This is a genomic window from Acinetobacter sp. ANC_7512 (assembly GCF_056779935.1).
Map to the genome: position 1 here is coordinate 63985 of NZ_JBWYIX010000005.1, position 22227 is coordinate 86211.

23 protein-coding genes are annotated in these 22227 nt (G+C 38.8%); 13 read left to right on the forward strand and 10 right to left on the reverse strand.

The annotated features are described in order from the left end of the window. Positions 1-15: 15 nt before the first annotated feature. From lepB to AC1M9H_RS06535, 4 genes are all read right to left on the reverse strand, one after another. Positions 16-870, reverse strand: a complete 855-nt coding sequence (gene lepB / locus AC1M9H_RS06520) for a signal peptidase I (protein WP_481591419.1) — start codon at positions 868-870, stop codon at positions 16-18. Between the two features lie 16 nt (positions 871-886). Then, positions 887-2704, reverse strand: a complete 1818-nt coding sequence (gene lepA, locus AC1M9H_RS06525; protein ID WP_035267184.1) for a translation elongation factor 4 — start codon at positions 2702-2704, stop codon at positions 887-889. Positions 2705-2867: 163 nt separating this feature from the next. After that, positions 2868-3329: an acyl-CoA thioesterase gene (locus tag AC1M9H_RS06530; protein ID WP_481590304.1), complete on the reverse strand. Its 462-nt coding sequence runs from the start codon at positions 3327-3329 to the stop codon at positions 2868-2870. Between the two features lie 112 nt (positions 3330-3441). Then, entirely contained in the window at positions 3442-4827 is a 1386-nt protein-coding gene (locus AC1M9H_RS06535) for a Do family serine endopeptidase (protein WP_481613017.1), read from the reverse strand. Between the two features lie 233 nt (positions 4828-5060). Between AC1M9H_RS06535 and nadB the strand changes: the two genes are divergently transcribed. Beyond that, the gene (nadB, locus tag AC1M9H_RS06540; protein WP_373683328.1) at positions 5061-6692 is read left to right on the forward strand and encodes an L-aspartate oxidase; all 1632 of its coding nucleotides are present in this window, start codon (positions 5061-5063) and stop codon (positions 6690-6692) included. A 36-nt stretch (positions 6693-6728) separates the two neighbouring features. Here nadB and AC1M9H_RS06545 read toward each other — a convergent pair whose 3' ends face one another. From AC1M9H_RS06545 to pabC, 4 genes are all read right to left on the reverse strand, one after another. Continuing rightward, positions 6729-7148: a PaaI family thioesterase gene (locus AC1M9H_RS06545; protein ID WP_035267192.1), complete on the reverse strand. Its 420-nt coding sequence runs from the start codon at positions 7146-7148 to the stop codon at positions 6729-6731. A gap of 61 nt (positions 7149-7209) precedes the next feature. Then, complete coding sequence (tmk, locus tag AC1M9H_RS06550) at positions 7210-7833, reverse strand: dTMP kinase (RefSeq protein ID WP_180028439.1); 624 nt, start codon at positions 7831-7833, stop codon at positions 7210-7212. A 14-nt stretch (positions 7834-7847) separates the two neighbouring features. Next, the gene (gene mltG / locus AC1M9H_RS06555; RefSeq protein ID WP_481613018.1) at positions 7848-8897 is read right to left on the reverse strand and encodes an endolytic transglycosylase MltG; all 1050 of its coding nucleotides are present in this window, start codon (positions 8895-8897) and stop codon (positions 7848-7850) included. 5 nt (positions 8898-8902) lie between these two features. Beyond that, positions 8903-9712, reverse strand: a complete 810-nt coding sequence (gene pabC, locus AC1M9H_RS06560) for an aminodeoxychorismate lyase (RefSeq protein WP_481613075.1) — start codon at positions 9710-9712, stop codon at positions 8903-8905. A gap of 153 nt (positions 9713-9865) precedes the next feature. Here pabC and AC1M9H_RS06565 point away from each other — a divergent pair, with 153 nt between their 5' ends. The 7 genes from AC1M9H_RS06565 (at position 9866) to AC1M9H_RS06595 (ending at position 16551) form a co-directional block, all read left to right on the forward strand. Further along, positions 9866-10873 carry a sulfate ABC transporter substrate-binding protein gene (locus AC1M9H_RS06565; protein ID WP_481595967.1) on the forward strand — a complete coding sequence of 336 codons (1008 nt, stop codon included), beginning with the start codon at positions 9866-9868 and terminating at the stop codon, positions 10871-10873. A gap of 176 nt (positions 10874-11049) precedes the next feature. Beyond that, positions 11050-12066: a sulfate ABC transporter substrate-binding protein gene (locus tag AC1M9H_RS06570; RefSeq protein WP_481613019.1), complete on the forward strand. Its 1017-nt coding sequence runs from the start codon at positions 11050-11052 to the stop codon at positions 12064-12066. A gap of 15 nt (positions 12067-12081) precedes the next feature. Continuing rightward, positions 12082-12687, forward strand: coding sequence for an alpha/beta hydrolase (locus tag AC1M9H_RS06575; RefSeq protein WP_481613020.1), 606 nt, complete (start codon positions 12082-12084; stop codon positions 12685-12687). A gap of 84 nt (positions 12688-12771) precedes the next feature. Beyond that, entirely contained in the window at positions 12772-13605 is an 834-nt protein-coding gene (gene cysT, locus AC1M9H_RS06580; protein WP_035267202.1) for a sulfate ABC transporter permease subunit CysT, read from the forward strand. Then, positions 13602-14492 (forward strand): sulfate ABC transporter permease subunit CysW, encoded by an 891-nt coding sequence (cysW, locus tag AC1M9H_RS06585; RefSeq protein ID WP_481613021.1) that lies wholly within the window; start codon positions 13602-13604, stop codon positions 14490-14492. The genes cysT and cysW overlap by 4 nt, the downstream gene beginning before the upstream one ends. Before the next feature lie 12 nt (positions 14493-14504). Beyond that, positions 14505-15566: a sulfate/molybdate ABC transporter ATP-binding protein gene (locus AC1M9H_RS06590; RefSeq protein ID WP_481613022.1), complete on the forward strand. Its 1062-nt coding sequence runs from the start codon at positions 14505-14507 to the stop codon at positions 15564-15566. 55 nt (positions 15567-15621) lie between these two features. Next, the gene (locus AC1M9H_RS06595) at positions 15622-16551 is read left to right on the forward strand and encodes a CysB family HTH-type transcriptional regulator (RefSeq protein WP_092767071.1); all 930 of its coding nucleotides are present in this window, start codon (positions 15622-15624) and stop codon (positions 16549-16551) included. Positions 16552-16645: 94 nt separating this feature from the next. Here the strand turns inward: AC1M9H_RS06595 and carO are convergent, their stop codons facing one another. Then, entirely contained in the window at positions 16646-17389 is a 744-nt protein-coding gene (carO, locus tag AC1M9H_RS06600; protein ID WP_481613023.1) for an ornithine uptake porin CarO, read from the reverse strand. 298 nt (positions 17390-17687) lie between these two features. Here carO and dapD point away from each other — a divergent pair, with 298 nt between their 5' ends. Next, a complete protein-coding gene (gene dapD, locus AC1M9H_RS06605) occupies positions 17688-18509 on the forward strand; it encodes a 2,3,4,5-tetrahydropyridine-2,6-dicarboxylate N-succinyltransferase (protein ID WP_179997889.1) in 822 nt (273 codons plus the stop codon). A 110-nt stretch (positions 18510-18619) separates the two neighbouring features. Beyond that, entirely contained in the window at positions 18620-19330 is a 711-nt protein-coding gene (gene queE / locus AC1M9H_RS06610) for a 7-carboxy-7-deazaguanine synthase QueE (RefSeq protein WP_481589025.1), read from the forward strand. Positions 19331-19402: 72 nt separating this feature from the next. On the opposite strand, the gene filA is transcribed toward queE, so the two are convergent. Continuing rightward, positions 19403-20278, reverse strand: a complete 876-nt coding sequence (gene filA, locus AC1M9H_RS06615; RefSeq protein ID WP_481587782.1) for a putative pilus system protein FilA — start codon at positions 20276-20278, stop codon at positions 19403-19405. Between the two features lie 278 nt (positions 20279-20556). Between filA and queC the strand changes: the two genes are divergently transcribed. The 3 genes from queC (at position 20557) to AC1M9H_RS06630 (ending at position 22204) form a co-directional block, all read left to right on the forward strand. Next, on the forward strand, positions 20557-21225 hold the full coding sequence (gene queC, locus AC1M9H_RS06620; protein WP_180028449.1) for a 7-cyano-7-deazaguanine synthase QueC: 669 nt from the start codon (positions 20557-20559) through the stop codon (positions 21223-21225). Between the two features lie 16 nt (positions 21226-21241). After that, complete coding sequence (locus AC1M9H_RS06625; RefSeq protein ID WP_481590297.1) at positions 21242-21655, forward strand: hypothetical protein; 414 nt, start codon at positions 21242-21244, stop codon at positions 21653-21655. 87 nt (positions 21656-21742) lie between these two features. Beyond that, positions 21743-22204 carry a peroxiredoxin gene (locus tag AC1M9H_RS06630; RefSeq protein ID WP_035267221.1) on the forward strand — a complete coding sequence of 154 codons (462 nt, stop codon included), beginning with the start codon at positions 21743-21745 and terminating at the stop codon, positions 22202-22204. The last annotated feature ends 23 nt before the right edge of the window (positions 22205-22227 follow it).

A 22227-nucleotide genomic window follows, 5' to 3' on the forward strand; every position in this document is an offset into this window, starting at 1 on the left:
CCATATATTTGAAGATTACTGAATTTGACCATTACGACTGAATGATGGCAATTTCAAACCAGCTTCTTTATGCATCCATACATAAATTGCTTGTCCTGTTAAATTTGCCTCAGGTACGAATCCCCAGATTCGACTATCAGCACTCTGATCACGGTTGTCACCCATGGCAAAGTAATATCCTTTCGGAACAGTTACTTCCCAGCTTTGACCATTTGTTCTTACAAAGCGATCATTCGCAGTGGCAACATAAGGAAGATCTTGTTTGGTTTGTGCATAATTAAAATGCGCAATAATCGGGTTTTGACCTTCCAAATTACGAACCAAATACTTATGATCACCTAAAGTTTCATAATGATAAATTGAATTTGGCGTGTCTGAAACATCTTTTTCACGATTAAATTCAGTCGATTCCGTTACAACTTTTTCACCATTGATGGTTAATTGATTATTCTCAAAAACGATATGATCACCAGGTAAACCAATAATACGCTTAATATAGCTAATTGATGGGTTTGGTGGATATCTAAATACCGCCACATCACCACGTTCAGGCTCATTGACATTCAACACTTTGGTGTTGCTAATCGGTAAACGAACACCATATTGATATTTGTTCACCAAGATATAATCACCTGTTTCCAATGCCGGAACCATGGATTCAGATGGAATATTATAAGGTTCAAAGAAGAATGAACGCAGCACTAACACAACTGCAAGTACAGGCCAAAAATCATATGCCCATGTAATAATGAAATTTTCATTCCCTTTTCCTTTGGTTGCTCTTTGTTTGAGCACCAATTTATCCAGCAACCACAATCCAAAAAAGATTAGGGTTGCAGGTACGAGAATGAGGTTAAAATCAAAATCCATGGGATATTCCTTGTTGTTATCGCTCTACTTTTAACACAGCTAAGAAAGCTTCTTGTGGGATTTCTACACTACCCACCTGCTTCATACGTTTCTTACCTTCTTTCTGTTTAGCGAGAAGTTTCTTCTTACGTGAAACGTCACCACCATAACATTTTGCCAATACGTTCTTACGCATTGCTTTTACTGTTGAACGCGCGATAATTTGAGCACCAATCGCAGCTTGAATCGCCACATCAAACATTTGACGAGGAATCAAATCTTTCATTTTTTCTACAAGTGCAATACCACGATGACGCGCATCTTGACGGTGACAAATCATTGCCAATGCATCAACTTTTTCACCATTGATCAAGACATCTACTTTTACAAGAGAAGAAGACTCAAAACGGATGAAGTTATAATCTAATGATGCAAAACCACGTGAACATGATTTCAATTTATCAAAGAAATCCATCACGACTTCAGCCATTGGTATCTCAAATGTAATGGCTACTTGGTTTGCCATAAACTTCATATCTTTTTGAACACCACGTCGCTCAACACACAACGTCATTACATTGCCAAGATATTCTTGTGGCACAAGGATATTACATTCTGCGATCGGCTCACGAAGGTCTTCTACAGTAGATCCATCTGGCATTTTTGATGGACTGTCGATATAAACTGTCTCACCACTCTTCATGACAGCTTCGTAAATTACAGTCGGTGCCGATGAAATCAGGTCTAGATCATATTCACGCTCTAAACGCTCTTGAACAATCTCCATGTGCAGCATACCCAAGAAACCGCAACGGAAACCAAATCCTAATGCATCTGAACTTTCAGGTTCAAAGAATAATGCTGAATCGTTAATTTGCAGTTTTTGTAATGCTTCACGGAAAGGTTCAAATTCACTCGAATCAATTGGAAATAAACCAGCATATACCTGTGGTTTAACTTTTTTGAACCCAGGTAAAGTTTCTACTTCCGGCGTTGTAGCAAGTGTAATCGTATCACCAACTGGCGCACCAAAAATATCTTTGATACCAGCAATCACAAAGCCGACTTCACCTGCTTCTAAAATATCAGTTTCTGTATGTTTAGGATTGAAAATACCGACAGAGGTAATGATGTGCGTTTGACCTGTTGATTTCATCAACATTTTATCGCCTTTACGCACACGACCTTGCTTAATACGAACTAAGGATACAACACCTAGATAGTTGTCAAACCATGAGTCAATAATTAAAGCTTGAAGCGGCGCTTCACGGTCACCCGTCGGAGCAGGAATGGTATTCACAAGTGTTTCTAAAACCCCTTCGATTCCTAATCCAGTTTTAGCTGAACACGTAGGTGCTTCAGTTGCTTCAATTCCGATAATGTCTTCAATTTCTTGAATAACACGCTCTGGTTCAGCTTGAGGTAAATCAATTTTATTGAGTACTGGAAGAACCTCAAGACCTTGCTCAATAGCTGTATAACAGTTTGCAACTGACTGAGCTTCAACACCCTGAGCTGCGTCTACAACTAAAAGTGCACCTTCACAAGCAGCAAGCGAGCGCGAAACTTCATATGAGAAGTCAACGTGCCCAGGTGTATCAATAAAGTTCAGTTGATATTCTTCGCCATTAGGGTGTGTATAATAAAGCGTCACAGATGCAGCTTTAATGGTAATCCCGCGCTCACGCTCAAGCTCCATTGAGTCTAGAACTTGCGCTTGCATTTCGCGATCTTGCAAACCACCACAGGTCTGAATAAAACGGTCAGCTAAAGTTGACTTCCCGTGATCAATGTGAGCAATGATCGAAAAGTTACGTATATTTTTGATATTTACGGATTTTTTAGCTTGCGCCATGGGTTACCTTGAACAATAAATTGCGCTATGCATGAAATAAAAACTACATAGCAAAAGCTGTTTAACAAATTGCGGACGATTATAGCAGATGGATTTTTCAAAGTATTCATAATAATGAACACCATGTGGTGAAATATTTAATTCGTCCGACTCAAGCAATTCTTTAGTTAGCGGGTAAAGAATAATCTTGAGTGAAATCCAAAGGATTTAATACCTCAGAAATAGGCTGATAAGCTTGAGTAAATGTTGGCGATAATCGTTTAGGTCTGCCTGTCGCAATCTCTACACAGGCCCATTTGGTATTTCCCACAAATAATAATGATTGGTCTGAAGGTCTAAAAAAAGCGTACTGACGGAATGAATACATCGCATTCAAATCATTAAGCCAAGTTCTTAAAATAATTTCATCATTTTCAAAACACGCCTTTCTGTAATTCATGTGATGCTCAACAGCAACCATGGCATGTTTGAGTTCTAGATATTGCTCAACCCCCAAACCCAGTTGTTGAATATGTGCTGTTGCAACATCTTGCATCCATTTTACATACACCACATTATTCACATGACCTAAAATATCAATGTCTTGTGCTGTTGCTTTTATTTTAAGGTCAAAGATTGTACTCACTGTATTCCCTTGTATTGCGTATTCATCATCAACATTCGAAAAGAGTTTAATATAATTTTAGGGTTAAATAAAAAAGACCTTGCTGTCGCAAGGCCTTTTATTCAATTTATGTTTATTTGATTCTTAATCCGATCATGGCATTTCGCCCTTCACGGATGATACCCACTCGTGCAACTGTATTCGTTTTAAGATTAGCCACCGCTTCCACAAAATCTTGTGTTGTACTTACATTCTTACCATTAATCGAGGTGATCACATCACCAGCCATAATACGAGATTGTGCCGCCAAACCTCCGCGTACAACCTCTTGAATGTAGACACCACCTTTAACACCAAGGCGTGTTTTTTCAACAGGTGCAAGTTCGCGTATCGCAACACCTAATGTAGGTCCGCGTTTTTTAGCTTCACTTACATTTTGCGCTTGTGCAGGTGTTTCATCTGGTGCTGATGCAAGTGTTGCTGAAATCGTACGTACACGTTCATCACGCAAGATTTCTAACTGAATTTTTTGATTTGGCTGTGTTCTATTTAAGTAATTTAATAGCTCACTCGTTCTTGAAATTGCAGTTCCATTGTATTTCAAAATAATATCATTTTGCTTTAAACCAGCGCGCTCTGCTGGGGAGTTTGGCGCAATTTCTGTAATTAAAGCACCTTCAGGTTTTGGTAGTTTATAAGCTTCTGCGAGATTACGATCAATCTCTTGTAAATGAATACCAAGATATGAGCGAGTAACTTTACCATTTTTCTTTAATTGATCCGCCACATCCATCGCTACATCGATTGGAATGGAGAATGACAATCCCATATATCCGCCAGTACCACTGAAAATACGAGAATTCACACCAATCACTTGACCTTGTTGATTAAACAATGGTCCCCCAGAGTTACCAGGGTTTAATGCGACATCGGTTTGAATAAACGGAACTGATGTTTCACCCAACATATTTCTTGATTTGGCACTGACAATCCCTGCAGATGCCGAGTATTCAAAACCAAACGGTGAGCCAATGGCGAGAACAGGTTCCCCAACTCTTAATTGGTCGATATTCCCAGTCGAAAGTGCTGGGTAGTTCGTACCTTCAACTTTCAGTAATGCCACATCAGTACGTTCATCACTACCAATAACTTTGGCATCAATCTCGCGACGATCATTTAACATGATGGTGATTTGTGAAGCATTTTCTACAACATGATGGTTGGTAATCAGGTAACCATCACGACTAATAAAAAATGCACTCCCAAAACCAGTTTTCTCTTGAGGAGCTTGGCGCTGCGGAATAATAATTTGATTGCCGAAGAATCGTTTCAGTAGTTCAGGTACTTGTTGTTGAAGAATTTCTTCTTGTGTCATTTTCTTAACAACATTCACGCTGACGACACCCGGACTTACTCGCTCTACAAGATTTGAAAAGTCAACAGTAGCCGCCGCTTGAGTTTGTACTGCCGCAGTAAAGACTGCAGCAAAAAGTCCTGATGCTATAACGCGATTTTTCATGTTAAGTGAACTCTCATTTATGATTCTTGGATAAAATAATTTTTAGCACAATCAAAATTCTCTGTGCGTAAATAAATGTTTCTATATTAATAGAAAACAATACTTTACTTAAAATATGATTAAAAACTATTAGTTCAAGTGCATAAAAAAAAAATTGATCAATCAAACTCTTGAATTTTGCTTTGAAAAAGAGCCATATTAACGCACTTTTAAAATTCAGTTTGCGAATGGAAATGCCGAAAAATACAAGTACGCATCAATTTGATGTGATTATTGTGGGCAGTGGCGGTGCGGGTTTAAGTCTAGCACTCTCATTACCTGATCATTTTAATATCGCAGTGTTAGCAAAATCTCATTTGAAAGATGCCAGCACGTATTATGCACAAGGAGGCGTTGCAGCTGTTCTTGATGAGGCTGATTCTATTCAACAACATATTGATGACACGCTCATTGCAGGTGCTTATCTCTGTGAAAAACAAGCTGTTCAACACACGGTTGAAGGAGGAAAACCCTCTGTTGATTTTTTACTGAAACAAGGTGTTAAATTCACACTAGATGATGAAGATAACTTGCATCTCACACGTGAAGGTGGGCATTCTCAGCGCCGCATTATTCATTCCGCAGATGCAACAGGGAAAGCAATTTCAACCACTTTAGTTGAACGGGCACAAGAAAAAAACAATATTCACATCTTTGAAAATTACATTGCGATTGACCTCATTACAGCGCATAAGCTGGGGCATTTGAATCAGGAAAATCGTGCTTTAGGCTTATATGCTTTAGATGAGCAAACCGAGCAAGTGCATACTTTCTTAGCACCATTTACTGCACTGGCATGTGGCGGTGCCATGAAAGCATATTTATATACCTCTAACCCTGATATCGCTACAGGCGATGGTATTGCAATGGCATATCGTGCTGGATGCCGCGTCGCCAATATGGAATTTAATCAATTCCACCCAACCTGTTTATATCATCCTCAAGCACGTTCCTTCTTAATTACTGAAGCAATGCGTGGTGAAGGCGCTTATCTTCGTTTACCTGACGGCGAACGCTTCATGCTTCGTTTCGATGAACGTGCAGAGTTAGCACCACGTGATATTGTAGCTCGAGCTATCGACTACGAAATTAAAAGATTGGGTATACGACATGTATGGCTAGATATTACCCACAAAACCCCTGAGTTCATTAAAGAGCACTTCCCTACGTTGTATGCTCGCCTACTCGAACTGGGTATTGATATTACCAAAGATATGATCCCAGTTGTGCCAGCAGCGCACTACACCTGTGGTGGTGTCGTAGTCGATGAACATAGTCAAACGGACATTCAAGGTCTATATGCGATTGGTGAGACGTCTTATACAGGTTTACACGGCGCCAACCGTATGGCAAGTAACTCACTTTTAGAATGTTTTGTATATGGCATGAGTGCAGCAAAGCATATTCAAGATCAACATCAAAATATTATAGATCACTATGAAGTTCCTGAATGGGATGCTTCTCAAGTCATGAATCCTGATGAAGACGTTGTCATTTTGCAAAACTGGGATGAGTTACGTCAGACCATGTGGAACTATGTAGGTATTGTACGAACGACCAAACGTTTAGAACGTGCATTACATCGCGTTGAAATGCTGAAACATGAAATCACCGAATATTATCAAGATTATCATGTCAGTAAAAATCTAATTGAGCTTCGTAACCTTGTACTCGTTTCTGAGATGATTATACGTTGTGCGATGCAAAGAAAAGAATCACGCGGATTACATTACACTTTGGACTATCCTGAGCCTTCGCAAGAATTACGAAAAACCGTACTCACCCCACCAAATTTTGAAGTGGAAACACCTTTAGTTGAGGTTTAAGTTCAAAATAAAAAAAGCGAGTTCATACTCGCTTTTTTATGCCCTTTTGGGAGGAATTGAGTAAGTCCCAGTAACGTGAGCTATCGGCTCATCATCCCCAATAGAGTACAAGTAAACCTCTCCGACAACTAGAGTTTTGCCAACTTTCATTAATTTACAAACACCCTTGATGTCACAACCACCTTTCGGTTTTTTAAGAAAGTTTATATTCATATTGGTCGTCACTGTAAGACCTACAATACCAATTTCTCCCAGTATTGCGATATACAATCCATAATCGGCTGCTGTCATCATAGTCGGACCTGAAACTGTCCCTCCAGGTCTTAAATCATTTTCATCAACATGATAAATGACTGTAGCACCACGTGGCTCTACTGACACTATTTCACATTTTTGGAGACTTTGTGGAAATTCGGTTTGTAGGAATTTGAATATTTCTTCTTTATTACTGATCATATTGAGTCTAATCGTTTTTCCATAAACAATGACTCAATATAAATCATATTTGCTTTTTTAATTAGCACTTATGCTCAGCTTTCCATGAACTAATTCGTTCAATTGCATCATTAAATACTTGCTCAGGACTTTGTGTTGCATCAATACGCTTAACACGATTCGGCTCTAACTGATGCAATTCAGCAAATCCTGCACGTACTTTTTCAAAAAAAGCTGCTTTTTCTTGTTCAAACCGATCCAATGCTCCACGCGCTCGTGCTCGTTGCATTCCGAGCTCAGTCGGAGCATCCAACCAAAATGTCAGGTCAGGCATTTTTAGGACAAAGTTTTGGTTTAAAAGCGCTAATTTTTCACGGCTTAATCCACGACCTGCACACTGATACGCGAAACTGCTATCACAAAATCGGTCACATAACACAATCGAACCATTTTCAAGTGCAGGTATTATGACTTGTTGCAAATGTTGCGCTCGAGCTGCGTACATCAATAATAGTTCAGTATCATTACTCATTCTTTCTTCATGATTCACCGTCAGAAGTACGGAACGAATTTGCTCAGCGAGCGGAGTACCACCTGGTTCACGAGTTAGAACAACTTGCTTTGATTGCTCAAGGAAGTAGTCACGAATTTTATGGATCAATGTCGTTTTACCAACACCTTCTGTGCCTTCAAAGCTAATAAACACGTCTATTTTACCCCTTATTTTTTAGATCGAATCACAGCAAGATATTCTTGAACAGCGCGATTATGGTCATCTAGATTGGTACTGAATTTGTGACCTCCATTTCCAGTCGCCACAAAATAAATATAGTCAGAATGATCTGGATGCATTGCCGCTTCGATCGCTTTATCACTTGGTAATGCGATCGGTGTTGGTGGCAATCCGTAAATCGTATATGTGTTATATGGTGTCGGCGTTCTTAAATCTTTACGGGTAATGTTGCCCGTATATTGATCGCCCATGCCATAAATTACGGTTGGATCAGTTTGTAAACGCATACCTATTTTTAATCGACGAACGAATACGCCTGAGACTTTATCTAACTCATGATCAACATTGGTTTCTTTCTCAATAATTGATGCCATGATGAGCGCTTCATATTTATTTTTATAAGGCAAATCAGAAGCTCGTTTTTCCCAGGCTTTATCTAGTGCCTTCATCTGATGTTGATACAAATCAGTTAAAATTTTACGATCTGTTTCACCCTTCGCAAAAAAATAAGTATTAGGCGCAAATAAACCTTCTGGATGTGAAAATGGAATATTCAATTCCTTTAATATTTCTGCATCACTCAAATGAACCAGCTCTTTCGTCACCAATTCATCATTTTTGAGTGCATTTTTTAACTGCTTAAATGTTGTCCCCTCAATGACCAAAATTCGATTCAGTTGTGCATTTTCAGAATTCGAAATCATGTCTAGAACTTGACGGACACTCATTCCCTCTTTAACTTCATAAACTCCAGCTTTCATGCTGTCATGAATCATCAATCGTTGATAAATCTTTAAAATAATGGGAAATGAAACTTGTTTATTTTGAGCTAAACGATCAATAAATTGTGAGTAAGTATCACCATGATTAATCGCGAGCATTTGCTTTTTACCCTCTACAGGATAATCCTTCCATAGACTTGTAGATAGAATCATGGTTGCGAGCAACATTAGGCCTGCAATAATGAGTAAAAGCGCTTTAGGTTTAAAGGATGTCTTGCTGTTCTTTTTCTTTGTTGATTTCTGAGGAGAGGACATAAGCTTTAAATCTGATTAAGTTGAAGGTGGTGAAAAAGATCAATACACGCTTGTGTATCTAATCGACGATCATCAAGGCAAGAGGCGATTTTCATTGGGTGGAGCGCATTACAATAAAATACACTTTGAATGTGAGGAAGCTCATTCAAATCAATTACTCTTTTTTGGAACGTTATACCATAATGATTCATGCGCTCCAAAATTTCAGCACGCATCACCCCATGAACGCCATTATAACGAAGTTCAGGGCAAATCCACGTATCATTCAATCGTATAAAACAGTTGCTGCTGATTCCTTCAACAATATAGCCTTGCACATCTGTAACTAAGGCTTCTTGAAAACCCTTCTCATCAGCTTCCTGCTTTAGTAACACTTGTTCTAACCGATTCAGTGATTTAATTCCCACCAATTGTGGCATGGTTAAACCCATTACTCGCTCAAGTAAACCACTCTCAATGACTTCATAGTGATGATCAGTCACGTTTTGCGGATAATAATACAACCAAAGATCTGCTGAATGATGAGGTAAACTGTATCCTCGTTGCCCCTCGCCTCGACTCAGTACAATTTTAATGGTCCCGTTTAATTGATCATACTTTTGCTGTAAACACTGGATAGACTCAGAAATATAGTCAAGATTAGCTTGAAGTGACAATCGCTCAATGGCGGTATTCAATCTTTTTAAATGACGTTCAAATAATTCAATTTTATTATTTCGAATTCTCGCCGTGGTAAAACAGCCATCCCCATAATGGAAGCCACGATCCAAAATAGATATTGCATCCATTGGCTTGGCATTTTTTAAACAGATCATTTCAAGCAACCTCATTCCGTTCTCATAGTGTAAAAAGTCACTCACAAAATGAATAGCTGTTTTGATCATAACTTTTTCATTTCTTCTTATTTTTTTATTTTAAAAAATTTCCCTATGCTCAAATCATCAAAAAACGACAAACACATAGGAATAATGATGCGTTCTTTTAAAATTGGGGTCATTGCAGCTTTACTTTCAGTCACTTCTGTTTCTACACTCGCAAAAGATTTTTTAAATGTTTCATATGATCCAACTCGCGAACTTTATGACAACTTTAATAAAGAGTTTGGAGCATATTGGAAAAAGCAGACTGGTCAAGATTTGAATTTTAAACAATCTCATGGTGGATCTGGTAAACAAGCGCGTGCGGTCATTGATGGCCTAGATGGAGACGTCGTGACTCTCGCACTCGCAGCAGATATTGATGCGATTGCTGAAAAAACTAATTTATTACCAAAAGACTGGCAGAAAAAATTTCCACAGAACTCTACACCCTATACCTCAACCATCGTGTTTTTAGTCAAAAAAGGCAATCCCAAAGGGATCAAAGACTGGGGAGACTTGATTAAAAATGATGTTGGAATTATTACGCCAAACCCTAAGACATCAGGTGGTGCGCGTTGGAATTACTTAGCAGCATGGGCTTGGGCAAAACACCAACCCGGCGGTAACGATGCTAAAGCACAAGAATTTGTACGAAAAATTTATAAAAATACTAAAGTGCTAGACTCTGGTGCACGTGGTGCAACAACAACTTTTGCAGAGCGTGGCATTGGAGATGTACTCCTGGCTTGGGAGAATGAAGCACATTTAGCTCTTCGTGAACAACCTGGAAAATTTGAAATCATTACACCAACACTTTCCATTCTTGCTGAGCCCCCTGTAGCAATTGTTGAGAAAAATGCGCAAAAAGATGGCAACCTCAATGTAGCAAAAGCCTATTTGAATTATCTGTATTCTCCAGCTGGTCAAACTATTGCTGCCAAAAACTTTTATCGACCACGAAATGCAACGGTACTTTCAAAATATCAATCCGTGTTTAAACCTTTGAAATTAGTCACGATTGATAAAGAGTTTGGAGGTTGGACAAAAGTCCAAAAACAACATTTTGATAATGGCGGGATATTCGATCAAATTGTCAAAGCAAACAGTAATAAATAAAATTAAGATTTAAGCTTTAACTTATGACGTGCCGATCATATTCATGATCGGCATTTTTTTAACAACACATCTAAATCTTTTTTTTTCATATAAAATTCATTTTTAATTATTTTTTATGCATAAAGATTAGATTTATTCTAGCGCCATGTAACAGAATATTTTCTTTTGAGGTTGCCATGCGCTTTTCAGCTAAATTAAAACTTGGGGTTCTCGCAGCTTTTGTTTTGGCTGCTTCGCTTAGCGCTTCCGCTAAAGATTTATTAAACGTCTCTTACGATCCTACTCGTGAACTCTACGTAGAAGTAAATAAAGAATTTGGTGCGTATTGGAAATCTCGGACTGGGCAAAACGTCAACTTTCGTCAGTCACATGGCGGTTCAGGTAAACAAGCGCGTGCAGTCATTGATGGTTTAAATGCAGATGTCGTGACTCTCGCACTTGCAGCTGACATTGATGCGATTGCTGAAAAAACCAATTTATTACCAAAGGATTGGCAGAAGAAATTCCCACATAACTCGACACCCTACACTTCCACAATTGTTTTCCTCGTCAAAAAAGGAAATCCAAAAAATATTAAAGACTGGGGTGATTTAGTAAAACCGGGTGTGGACATTATTACACCAAACCCTAAGACGTCAGGTGGTGCACGTTGGAATTATTTAGCGGCTTGGGCGTGGGCTAAACACCAACCAGGTGGAAATGACGCCAAAGCGCAACAATTTGTTCAACAAATTTATAAACAAACCAAGGTCTTAGATTCGGGCGCTCGTGGCTCAACTACAACTTTTGCTGAACGTGGTATTGGCGATGTTTTGCTTGCTTGGGAAAATGAAGCTCATTTAGCACTGCGTGAACAACCAGGTAAATTTGAAATTGTGACGCCAACACTTTCTATACTTGCTGAACCACCTGTAGCGATCGTTGAAAAAAATGCAGCAAAATCAGGCAATAAATATTTGGCGCAAGGTTATTTGAATTTCCTTTATTCTCCTAAGGGACAACATATTGCCGCGAAGAATTTCTATCGTCCGCGTAATCAAGCTGTATTAAAACAATATTCATCAACATTTAAGCCACTGAAATTGGTCACAATTGATCAAGAGTTTGGTGGCTGGGCGAAAGTACAAAAAGCTCATTTTGAGAATAATGGTATTTTTGACCAAATTACTAAAGCCAATAACACAAAAAAATAATCAGTGGAGCATGACATGATACATACACTCATTGTACCCGGCGTCGGCGGAAGTGATGAAAATCATTGGCAATCATGGTTGCAACGTCAAGTCATGCCATGCTCACGTGTTCAACAAGATGATTGGAACTTTCCCCTACTTACAGATTGGATCAATCGTTTTGTAGAAAAAATTTCGCAGATTGATGCACCCATCCAGATTGTTGCACATAGTTTTGGCTGTTTAACGTCTGTCGCTGCTCTGCATCAGCATCCTGAAATAGCACAGAAAGTTAAACAACTGGTTTTAGTTGCACCAGCCAATCCAAGTCGTTTTGGTGAAAATGGTTTTGCTCGTTTGAGTTTGACTGATTATAGTTTTTACTTTCATCAAATTAAGATTAGCGTTCCCACAAAAATGCTCATCAGTGAAAATGATCCGTGGTTAGGTTTTGAGGATGCAAAAAAATTAGCAAAATCATGGGGTGTAAAACCGATTAACTTAGGTCAAGTTGGTCATATTAATGTTGATTCAGGATTTGGACCATTTCCAGAGATCTTCGATTTTTTGATTCATGATAAGCTGTCGAACTATATCAATAGTATTGATAATGGCAAGTTGTATTACAAATTTGCAATTTAAAGTTCGCCACTTATTCTTGATAAATTTTTCAATTCAATTGCTTATTGATTTCGGTAAGCTTTTTCTCTCATTTGAGGAGTAGTCATGTCGCAGCGATCCCGAGTGCTGCCAGGATTTGGTCTATCTCTAGGCTTTACCCTAGCGTATTTATCTTTAATTGTGCTCATACCATTGTCGGCTGTTTTTATTAAGTCTTTAGGTATTGGCTGGGAAGGTTTATGGGAGATTTTAAGTTCCGAGCGTATCTTAAAATCATTACAACTAAGTTTCAGTGCTGCACTTATTGCTGCCTTCATTAATGTTGTATTTGGCTTATTACTCGCTTGGTGTCTCGTGCGCTATAGTTTCCCTGGTAAAAGAATTGTTGATGCATTGGTTGATTTACCCTTTGCGTTACCAACAGCTGTTGCTGGGATTGCATTAACATCTTTATATGCTCCGACAGGCTGGATTGGTCAATATCTTGAACCCTTAGGAATTAAAGTCGCTTATAGTCCTATTGGGATTACATTAGCGCTGATATTTATTGGATTACCTTTTGTGGTTCGTACAGTACAACCTGTGCTAAGTGACTTAGAGACTGAACTTGAAGAAGCAGCGTCAGCATTGGGTGCAAATCGACTACAAATTGTAACCAAAGTGATTTTACCGATTCTTTTCCCTGCATTAATCACAGGATTTGCTCTCGCATTTGCCCGTGGCGTGGGTGAATATGGTTCGGTCATCTTTATCGCAGGTAACCAACCCTTCGAAACTGAAATTGCGCCATTAATGATTATTTCTCGATTGGAAGAATATGACTATGCAGGTGCAACGACGATCGCCGTTGTCATGCTCCTTATTTCATTCGCTATCTTGTTCTTGATTAACTTGTTACAAGCATGGGCGAGTCGTCGTACAGGGAGAACTGCACAATGAGTTTGAATACAAATAGCAATGCTTTAGCTGAAAAGTTGCAATCTCGTGATGCGACGCGAGAACCGACTTGGGTTCGTTATACACTCATTGTCATTGCCATGATTTTCTTCCTCAGTTGCTTAATTCTGCCTTTGATTTTAGTTTTTGTTGAAGCATTCAAACAGGGTGTCGGCGTTTATGCGCAAGCTTTAGTTCATCCAGACACGTTGTCGGCTGTAAAGCTCACCTTACTAACAGCTGCAATTGCTGTACCGCTCAACGTAGTATTTGGTGTGGCGGCGGCTTGGTCTGTTGCGAAATTTAATTTCCGTGGTAAATCCATATTAACCACGATTATTGATATGCCTTTCTCAGTATCACCTGTAATCGCAGGTTTGATGTTGGTATTGATGTTTGGTACTCAAGGTTGGTTCGGTGGATGGCTGATGGATAACGACATTAAGATTCTATATGCCGTTCCAGCAATTGTACTAGCAACCATCTTTATTACAGTTCCTTTTGTGGCGCGTGAGCTCATCCCCCTGATGGAAGCTCAAGGTACAGAAGAAGAGGAAGCGGCAATCGTTTTAGGTGCTTCAGGCTGGCAAACTTTTTGGAAAATCACGGTTCCAAATATTAAATGGGGCTTGATATACGGGGTTATTCTTTGTAACGCACGTGCAATGGGTGAATTCGGGGCAGTCTCTGTAGTATCGGGTCATATTCGTGGAGAGACCAATACATTGCCACTGCATGTAGAGATTCTCTACAACGAATATACCTTTAGTGCAGCATTTGCTGTTTCATCCCTCTTGGCTTTATTGGCGATTGTGACATTGATTCTTAAAACATGGGTCGAAATTCGCCAAGAGAAATTAAGCAAACGTAATGAAGATTCTACAGTTTAAAGGAAGTATCCGATGAGTATTCAAGTTAAAAATATTGAAAAACACTTTGGTGCTTTCCATGCACTAAACAATATCTCCCTAGATTTTCCTGATGGTCAACTCGTTGCATTGTTAGGACCTTCAGGCTGCGGTAAAACGACTTTACTTCGCATTATTGCTGGTCTTGAATCTGCTGACAGCGGTCAAGTGATCCTTGAAGGTCAAGACTCAACGAATGTTCATGTTCGTGAACGTCAAGTTGGCTTCGTATTCCAACATTATGCTTTATTCCGTCATATGACAGTATTTGACAATATTGCTTTTGGTTTACGTGTTCGTCCACGTTCTACACGCCCCTCAGAATCTGAAATAAAAAAACGGGTTACACGACTACTCGATTTAGTTCAATTAGGATTCTTAGCAGATCGTTATCCAGCACAATTGTCTGGTGGACAGCGTCAACGTATTGCACTTGCACGTGCGCTTGCAGTTGAACCTCGTGTACTACTTCTGGATGAGCCATTTGGCGCACTTGATGCTAAAGTTCGTAAAGAGTTACGTCGCTGGCTGAGAACTTTACACGATGAACTTCACATCACCTCGATTTTTGTAACTCACGATCAAGAAGAAGCGCTTGAAGTTGCAGATCAAATCATTGTAATGAATAAAGGCAATGTTGAACAAATTGGCTCACCTCGTGAAGTTTATGAAAAACCAGCAACGCCTTTTGTATTTGACTTCTTAGGTCAAGCGAATAAGTTCGAAGGTCATAATCAAGCGGGAATCGTACAGATCGGAAATGATCGCATTCAACTGCCTTTAGCTAAAGATGCGCCTGAAGGTAAAGTGATTGCCTTCATTCGACCAGATGAGTTCCAAATTCATGCTCAACCTACAGATAATGCAATTCAAGCAACGTTCTTACGTGAAGTTTGGATTGCAGGAAAAGTGGTTGCCGAACTTCAAGGTCAATATGGCAATCTCATCGAAATTCTACTCACTCCAGATGAAGCTAAACTGCATCAATTCCGCCCAAATCAATCGGTTTGGTTAACGACTAATACATTGCACTTATTTGCACAAGAAAACGCATAAAAATGTGTAGATGGGGCTTTTATATAGCCCCATCATTTTAAAGGTAACAAAGACTATGAACTTTCAACAATTAAGAATTATTCGAGAAACCGTCAGACAAAATTTTAATTTAACGGAAGCTTCCGCTGCCCTTTACACGTCTCAATCAGGCGTAAGTAAGCATATTAAAGATTTAGAAGATGAATTAGGTGTTCAACTATTTATCCGAAAAGGTAAACGCTTATTAGGGTTAACTGAACCTGGTCAAGCTTTGCTCGGTATTGTGGAGCGCATGCTGGTCGATGCAGACAATATTAAAAGATTAGCCGATGATTTTAATCGTGTAGATGAAGGTACATTAACCATCGCAACCACTCATACTCAAGCGCGATATGTATTACCACCAATCGTAAATTCATTCAAAAAATTATTTCCGAAAGTCCATTTGATTTTGCAACAAGCAAGTCCAACTGAAATCACTGAAATGTTACTTTTAGGCGATGCTGATATTGGTATTGCTACTGAGAATCTGACTACTGAAGAAAACTTAGCAAGTGTTCCTTTTTATAACTGGAAACACAGTATTATTACGCCTCAAGGTCATCCACTTACTCAAATAGCAGCGAGAGAGATTAGCTTAGAACATTTGGCAGAGTATCCGATTATTACCTATCACGGTGGTTTTACGGGACGTTCAAAGATTGATAAAGCCTTTGAAGACTCAGGACTTGATGTTGATTTAGTGATGTCTGCGCTTGATGCTGATGTAATCAAAACTTATGTTGAATTAGGTATGGGTGTCGGGATTGTCAACGATGTTGCCTACGATACAGAACGAGATCATCGCTTAAAACAAATTGATACTGATTTATTCGGGGTGAATACCACTTGGATTGCTGTACGTAAAGGTCATTTGTTACGTGGATATGGTTACGAGTTTATTTCGCTATGTGCACCTAGTGCTGATATCAAAGCGTTAAAGCGTGTGGCTTATCCTGAAGACTAACAAGCTACAAATAATAAAGGCGCCTATAGCGCCTTTATTATTTGCATTAACTTGCATAAAAAAACGAGCCGAAGCTCGTTTTTTTAATTGGATCTTACCAGTGGAAGCTCACACCCACTTTACCGACTGGAAGCCACTCATATTTGTCTTTAGATTCAATTTTCGCTTCTAAAGCTTCAGCTGCATCAGCACCAGTACCAGTACCACCAACTTCAGATAAACCTACTGACGTAATATTTGCAGAAGGGTTACCAGTGTAATAAGCACCTACTTCACCAAATACACCGAAGTTTTTATTGATTTTAGGAGCAAAACCAAAACCTACGTATGGAGCAAAGTCATTTTTGTATGACATTTTACCATCGATGAAACCTTGACCAGATGGAGCGTTGTAATTTTTTCCATCAATCTTAACAACATCATTCGTATTGTTTAAGCGCTTAGTAACATCGTATTCATTATCGATATATGCTACACCAGCAGCCATATATAGACCTTGAGCCCATGGATTTTGACTCGCGCCCCAAGGACGAATCTCAGCATTTAAGTATGCCAAACTATTATCCATATCTAAATCGTATTTAGTACCGTCAATAGATAAATCATCAGACCAAGAGATATCACCACCGTTGTAACCTAAAGCAAGACCAACGTATGGGTTAGCAGTCCAAAGTAATGCACCACCGTAACCAGTTGTACCAACTTCAGCACGAACACCAGTAGGGATTAATTGATTAGCTTCAAATACATTACCTGTACGTACAACTTGAGTGTCCGCCATAGCGAAGCCTGAAACAGATAATGCTGTTGTAACAGCGAGTAATTTTAACACTTTCATTTTTTTCTCCTCAAAGAAATGAGTTGTTCTTTAATCATTAATGTGTTCGACTCGGAAGCATCTTAATGGAGATTTCAAAGCTGGTTAATATTCAAATTGATGCTTTTTTGTTATTTTTTGATACAATTTTGATTTAGTTGTTGTTTTATAAATAATTTGCACTTAAGTCTTTTATTAACTTTTATTAACATACTTATAAAGAATAGTCATTATTGTCGGACATTTTTTCAGGATTAATTGTAATTTTTATAATCAATTTAGTGTAAAATCTTGGAAATTTTTTTTGGAAGAGAAGATTATGTCTCAGCTTTCGTCAATCATCGAACAAGCGTTTGAAGATCGTGCAAACTTCACAGCTACAGATTGCCCTGCTGAAATTCGCCAAGCAGTCGAGGAAGCAATTGCTGGCTTAGATAATGGTTCATTACGTGTTGCTGAAAAGATTGATGGTGAATGGGTTGTTCATCAATGGTTAAAAAAAGCTGTTCTATTGTCATTCAAACTCAATGATAATAAACCAATCGAATCATGCGATCTCCAATTCTATGACAAAGTAGACACTAAATTTACGGGTTGGACTGAAGAGCAATTTAAAGCAGCTGGCGTACGTGTTGTACCGCCTGCAGTTGCACGCAAAGGTTCTTACCAAGCTAAGAATGTTGTGCTTATGCCATCTTATGTCAATATTGGCGCTTATGTTGATGAAGGTACGATGGTTGATACATGGGCGACTGTAGGTTCATGTGCGCAAATTGGTAAAAATGTTCACCTTTCTGGTGGTGTTGGGATTGGCGGTGTACTTGAGCCTCTTCAAGCGAACCCTACGATCATTGAAGACAATTGTTTTATCGGTGCACGTTCTGAAATCGTTGAAGGTGTAATCGTTGAAGAAGGTTCAGTGATTTCAATGGGTGTTTACATTGGTCAATCAACTAAGATTTATGACCGTGAAACAGGTGAAATTCACTATGGTCGTGTTCCAGCAGGTTCAGTGGTAGTTTCTGGTAGCCTTCCTTCAAAATGCGGTAAATACAGCTTGTATGCTGCAATTATCGTGAAAAAAGTCGATGCTCAGACTCGTGCTAAAACAAGTTTGAACGACTTATTACGCGCTGACTAATTTTTTTATACTTTATAGTATTTGGAGTTACACTCCCCATCTCTACGGTTAGTAATAATCGTAGAGATTTTTCTTTTATATAATCTCTATTTTAGTTTGGTTTTGTCGATATGAGTAATTTGCGATCTTCCGCTATTCCTGTTTCTGATCCGTCTGCGGGGTTACGTATTACGGAGATCTTCTATTCATTACAAGGTGAAGCCAACACTTCAGGCTTACCTACAGTGTTTATACGCTTAACAGGTTGTCCGCTGCGTTGTACTTATTGTGATACCACCTATTCTTTTGAAGGCGGTGAACGACACTCTTTAGAGGATATTATCCAGACCACGCTTGATTTTAAGACACCTTATATTTGTGTTACTGGTGGTGAACCATTAGCCCAACCCAATGCGTTACCACTCATGGAGCGTCTAGCAGATTTAGGCTGTGAAGTTTCCCTTGAAACGAGTGGAGCACTAGATGTTTCAAAAGTGGATCGTAGAGTTTCCAAAGTCCTAGATTTAAAGACACCAACTTCAGGTGAAGACTCACGTAATTTAATGAGTAATTTAGACCATTTAACTCAACATGATCAGATTAAATTTGTCATATGCAATCGTGAAGATTATGAATGGTCTAAACAACAAGTGAATCAATATGAATTGCACAAGCGTGTAAGTACCGTTTGGTTCTCACCTGCGTTTGCTGTTGAAAAAGGTGCTGCAAAGTTACCGCAACTTGCGCGTGATTTAGCACAATGGATCTTAGAGGATCACTTACCAGTTCGTTTCCAGCTTCAATTACATAAGTTGCTCTGGAATGACGAAACAGGTCGTTAAAATGTAACAAATAGCTCAAATTAAAAACAGTACAGCACTTTTTGTGCTGTTTTTTAAAGAGAAAATGATCTTTTAGTGCGCTGACACTTTAATGGTCGTGCCATTTAAATTAATCCCTTTCATTGAAATATCCCCAATCTTATTATTTATTGTTGATGCATCTCCAACGCCTACTCCCCATAACATTGCATTAAAGCCATTTTGATCTCCAAGACGATTTATTTTGAGTTCCAGTCCATCTGTACGTATCGAACCTGCAACATCGAAATCAAGATTATTGATGCCGAAACGCCCTGGTTGAGTATTTTTTAAATTAATAAATTCTATTCCGAATGCGCCACCACCATCATGATCGTGGACTTTGAAGCCCTCTAAACGTAAGCCGTCTTTAAATATTCCATTCAGTTTTAAAAGACTGCCTTGAGGTGCTGAACCGAGCTGAATATTGGTTGAGAGATTGGATACATAAAATTTCATATTATCCATAATTTTAACGGGGTCACTATAGCCTCGTCCTGTTGGACTCACTTGACCCGATTTCCCCACCCAAATATCACCAGTATTGATAATGATATCTTCAGGAACAAATACACCTAAATTCAGGAAAGGTCCTGTAGTACTACTCCCTCCTTGTGCATCGATTTTTAAGGTAATACTAATATCTGCCGAACCAGAAGAAAGTGATAATGGATTCTTACTACGTCCATTCGCTGTACCGAAAATTAAGGCACCTGCTTTTGTGTTTCCTTCGTTGTAATCTGGCCCGAATCCACTGTTATCGTGCCAAATCAAATCTGCTTGAATAGGTCCACCTGGTAAAAGGCTAATCGTAATACCATCTTGTGCTGCATATGTTGACAATTCTTGATCTGAAAGCTCCTCAAATGCAAAAGAATTTGTACTGATCAACGCAGCAGTGGTTAAAATTAAAGTATTAATTTGATTCATTTTCATTCCGTAAAAATTATTTTTGTAAGTTTTAATCAAGTGTTTGTTAAATTATATTTAATATTTAAACAAAAACAACAACTGTTTAAACTTTAATCGACTCAAAAAGAGAGTTTTATCTCATCTTCTAAAACGAACATTTCGCGTTCTTTATAATGATCTCATTTAGTTTTGTGACTTATGCAGATCTATATATTCAAAAAATTTATACCCCATTATTCTTTATATAATCAGTTATAATTCATTTTTTATTTACTTTAATTTTTTGGAGTTCTCCTATGCGCCCTCGTGCCATTGTATTGTTATCAGGTGGTTTAGACTCAACGACTTGCTTGGCTTGGGCGCAAGCACGCTATGAATGTATCGCTTTAAGTTTTATGTATGGTCAACGCTCAACAACTGAATTGGATGCTGCACGTAAACTGACACAACAAGCAGGCGTTGAACATCGCGTGATTAATATAGATTTGGGTAATTTAGGTGGTTCTGCATTAACTGATCATTCCATTGATGTTCCTGATCAAGAACAAGAAGGGATCCCTGTCACTTATGTTCCAGCACGTAATACGATTTTCCTGTCTTATGCACTTGCAGCAGCAGAAGTGTTTGACGCAGAAGCCATCGTAATTGGAATTAATGCGGTAGATTATTCTGGTTATCCAGATTGTCGACCAGAATTTATTGAAGCATTTGCCAATATGGCAAGATTAGCGACAAAAGTAGGTGTGGAAGGAAAACCTCTTAAATTTGAAACACCTTTACTACAATTATCCAAAGCAAATATTATTCGCTTAGGCATCGAACATGGCGTAGACTACAGTCAAACGGTGTCATGCTATCAAGCAGATGACCAAGGACGAGCTTGTGGAAAATGCGACAGCTGTCGTTTGCGTAAACAAGGTTTTGCAGATGCTGGCGTTGAAGACCCAACTCGTTATATACCGTAATAACAGGGTGCCATATATGAAAAATTTAAAATCAAACATTATTCTTTCAGCGATTGTTTCTGCTGCTGCACTTTTCGGTTCTGCGGCTCAAGCAAATGAGCCGAATAATAAAATGCAGCAAGCCTACAAAAGTACTAACGTAAAATCTGCACTGATTAATGTTTGTAAGGAAGAAACTGCTAAAGGGAACAAGCTTTCTGCTACTGAAGTCAGCAAATATTGTACATGTGCAATTGAAGCAGACGGCAAGCTCACTAATGCTCAAAAATGGGAAATCCAAAGTGCGATTAACCAAAAGAAAAGCCCTTCTACTTTAGCTATCGTGAAGAAACAGAACGCTGATCTTCAAGCATGCTTCGGCCCACAGTTAACGTCTAAGCTACAGTCGTTAACAGAGGAAGCAATGAAAGCAGCACAAGCTAAAAAATAATCGCAGTTTACATAAGATAGCCACCTCGTGTGGCTATTTTTTTTGAATTCCCCTATAAATGTAGTGACAAATTTTGAGGAAAATATAATGTCTACGGAAACGATTAGTTTACCCAATCAAACATTCCCAACGACTACAGGTTCTGTGAATTTAACTGAGTTGAATACAGATTGGCTCATCATTTATTTTTATCCAAAAGATTCAACGCCTGGGTGTACAACGCAAGCTGTTGGTTTTTCATGTTTGAAAGATCAGTTTGATGCGCTTCATACCACTATTTTCGGTGTTTCTAGGGACTCAGTGAAAGCCCATCAAAACTTCACCGAAAAGCAATCTTTAACAATTGATTTGATTAGCGATAAAGAAGAAGTGCTTTGCCAACACTTTGATGTGATTAAAGAGAAAAATATGTATGGAAAAAAAGTGATGGGGATTGAGCGCTCAACTTTTATTTTTCATCAAGGAAAACTCGTTAAAGAATATCGTAAAGTCAAAGCTGCAGGGCATGCTGAACAAGTGCTTGAAGATTTAAAAGCTTTGCAAAACTAATAAAAAAACCCACGATTGACGTG